Source organism: Chitinivibrionales bacterium, from assembly GCA_014728215.1.
In the GTDB taxonomy this organism is placed as follows: domain Bacteria; phylum Fibrobacterota; class Chitinivibrionia; order Chitinivibrionales; family WJKA01; genus WJKA01.
The window spans coordinates 1-3,282 of the sequence record WJLZ01000070.1 but is presented as its reverse complement, the minus strand read 5'-3'; the positions used below and the strand labels follow the sequence as shown (position 1 = coordinate 3,282).

The 3,282-nt window shown below is 46.8% G+C and carries 4 protein-coding genes; all 4 read right to left on the bottom strand.

The window, feature by feature from the left end; genetic code table 11:
* On the bottom strand, nucleotides 1-525 hold a 525-nt coding region (locus GF401_04915), incomplete at its 3' end, for a radical SAM protein (GenBank protein MBD3344387.1).
* Nucleotides 522-968, bottom strand: coding sequence for a septal ring lytic transglycosylase RlpA family protein (locus GF401_04910; GenBank protein ID MBD3344386.1), 447 nt, complete (start codon nucleotides 966-968; stop codon nucleotides 522-524). The genes GF401_04910 and GF401_04915, both read right to left, overlap by 4 nt.
* A gap of 6 nt (nucleotides 969-974) precedes the next feature.
* Entirely contained in the window at nucleotides 975-2,639 is a 1,665-nt protein-coding gene (locus GF401_04905) for a hypothetical protein (GenBank protein MBD3344385.1), read from the bottom strand.
* Between the two features lie 126 nt (nucleotides 2,640-2,765).
* Nucleotides 2,766-3,282, bottom strand: a 517-nt coding sequence (locus GF401_04900) for a dihydroorotate dehydrogenase (protein MBD3344384.1), incomplete at its 5' end; no start/stop codon positions are given.

Below are 3,282 nucleotides of genomic sequence, written 5' to 3'. Positions count from 1 at the left end.
GCATTGAGCCACTTTCTTTTCCAGCGCATCAACAGTATCCCTTGTAACAACCACCTGAACCGAAACCTGGGTAGGAAGTTTGGTTAACTCCGGCAACAGGTCGTACATGTCAAGATTGTTGTGTCCTTCGTCGATAGAGACGTGAAAGAAATCGATATACCGTGCGTAAGTATGAAGCGGATACTCAAGCAGATTTCTAACACTGGTGGTAAAGAGAAGATAGAATTTGCAGCGGGAAGCATACTCCAGCAGTTCGCCGATGTCTTCACGCAACAGCGGCTCGCCGCCTTCAAAACTGGTCATGAGAATTGATGATCGGGAAAGATTGTCCAGGATACGTTGAATATCCCGGGTCGAAAGGTCGGGAGTGCGGTTATGTCTCACATTGCAAAAAGGGCACCCGAAATGACATCGGGAAGTCAGTTTAAACGATGCATAGAATGGATAGATAGATTCTCCGGCGAGCCGGTTGCTGAGCATGCCTTTTGCGGTTGGTAAATAATGAAAAACAGGCAAAACTCTCATGGCAGTATCTCGAGCCTGACTGGTGCGGCGCCGGTCTGTATCAGGCCTATTTTTTTTGCAGCACCCCGTGATAAATCGATAATGCGGCCTTTTTTAAAGGGCCCCCTGTCGTTTATCCGAACAATTACCGATCGATTGTTATTAAAATTTGTTACTTTCACTCGTGTGTTAAAGGGAAGGGTTTTATGGGCCGCAGTGAGGGCGTGCATATCAAAACGCTCGCCGTTTGCCGTTTTTTTTCCGTGGAATTTTTTGCCGTAATACGATGCGGTACCTTTCGTGTTTGCCGAAGGTGATTTTTTCGGGTTGTTTGGAAGGGGCTGATTTTGCGCGGTACCGCAGGTTGGTTTACGGTTGTAGCGCGGCACAGTTGCACAGGATAACAAGAGTAAAAAGATACCGCACGCTCCCGGAAGGGCGGAGAGTTTTTTCTTTTTGCCCATGGACCGTCAATCCTGGATAGCAGTGGAAATAGTAATATACGACATTAAAAGCGTACCGATAGAGCCGAGAATAAGGATGATATCCTTTGATAGTGCCCAGGTATCCTGATAGGGTTTTTCGGGCACCCAGATGGCGTCACCGGCTTCGATTTTTTCTGCTTTTCGGGGTTTTAGCCAGATTTCGGTGCCGCCCTTGATAATCATAATCGAACGTTTTCTGGCGTCGGTATTAAAACCACCGGCCTTATTAATATAGTATTTATAATGAGCGCCGTCTTTGTAACTGACAAGTCCCGGCGATACAACAGCGCCGGTTACTTTTACCGTAAGGCTTTTTCGGGCAATGGTGACAACATCATTGTCACGGAGTGTTATGTTGTAATAATCGCCGCCTCCATTATTAATCAGATCGTCAAAATCCAGACTGACAATTCCTTCTTCTTCGGTAAGTTTTGATTTCAGGTAGCTTCTTTCAAGAGGAGTCAGGGCCTGGACAGGGACGGTTTTGAGTCGTTCGAATTCACGGTCGCCGACTTTTGTAAAGGTCCTTCTGACAATTTTACTTCCTGCAAGATAGGCGTCATCGGTAAGGCCGCCCGCCATATTGATAATATCCAGGAGGGTGGTCTTGTCTTTCTGAATCGGGTAGGTGCCCGGAAATTGTACTTCACCTCGTATCTGGACCTTTCGGTGGACCCGATATTCGGGTATATAAGGAATAAATATCCGATCATCCTTTTTAATGAGAAACGATCCGGTTTCACTAAGACTGAGCGTTATATGCTCTAATTGGTCGTGTTTGTCTACGAATCTGGTCACAAGAATCTTGCTGGTATCTGCGCCTCGGGCAATGCCGCCGGCTGCCTGGATAACTGAAGAAAGCGGTTCGGTATCGAGAATATCGTAGTTGCCCTCATACTGAACGGCGCCGCGGAGCGAGATATAATCTTTAGTTTTGGGGACAAAAACCCTGTCACCTTCAACAAGATAGGGATTGGCTTCGATTATATTATTCTTCATAAAAGCGTCCAGATCGGCATATCGGGTTGCTTTGCTTTGATTCTCGATAACGATATACCGGTGTTTTCCTGAACCGTTAATGCCGCCGGCTGCATCGATGAGATCGGAAACCCTGGTTACGCCGGTAATGATATAGCCCCCCGGTTGTTTGACTTCACCAACCACGTAACACTTGAATCGACGGATAGCAGAGAGAATAATGGTGATCTTGACATCTTTATGGATCTGCATCATTTCATCTTTGATTTCTTTTTTGGCTTCCGCCAGACTCTTGCCTGCAAGGTGAATTGAGCCGACAAGGGGAATCTGTAACCGGCCTTCACTATCAATCAAGAGGACATAATTTTTTTCACTGTTTCCCCACACCGAAATGGTAATCTCATCACCGGGGCCCAGAGTATACTTTTCGGGATCGATCCTTTTGTCGAGAATTATCTGATTTTGAAGCCCGCCACTTGTCTGGGCAAAATCGTTTTCGGCCAGGCCGGGTAGAATGTTGCGGGATTCTACAAGGCTTTGCGTTTGGGCCTGAGATTTCTTATACGATTCTTTGAGTTCCGAGAGACTGCCGGGGATTTGCTGTTGGCCGAATATCCGGCATACGAACAGGGCCAGGAGTACAAACGTCCGATTGAGCAGATGCTTTTTCATGATACATGTTCCTGAGATTTCTGGTACGCAAAATACTGTAAAATACCAAAGGGTGATGTATAAATAAAGGAATATTTATCATTGGATAAAGGGCGTATAAAATGGAGATAGACGGTTTTCACCGTATTAATCGGATAAATGTGCGATATCATGGACAGTATTAATTGTTTCATTTGTGCAGTATTCGAGCAGGCCGGTGAAAATTCTTTCCGGCAGAGCGGGATCGACAAACATGCCGGTGCCGACCTGAATTGCGGATGCTCCTGCCATAAAATACTGAAGCGCATCATCAAAATTCATTATTCCACCCATGCCGATAACCGGAATCGAGATGCTGTGGGCAACCTTCCAGGTCATTGCAACGCCCACCGGTCTGATCGCGGGACCTGAGAGCCCACCGGTCTTGCCGGGAAAAACCGGACGCTTCTTTTTCGTATCGATCACCATTCCGACAAGCGTATTGATACATGAGACAGCATCAGCCCCGCCGTTCTCAGCCGCCTTTGCAATCGATGTTATATCGGTCACATTAGGCGTCAGTTTAATGATGAGTGGCTTTGGGGTGATTTTCCTGATGCTCCTGGTAATAGACTCCACCTGGTGTGGATCGGTCCCGAACGCCAGGGCGCCATGTTTCACATTC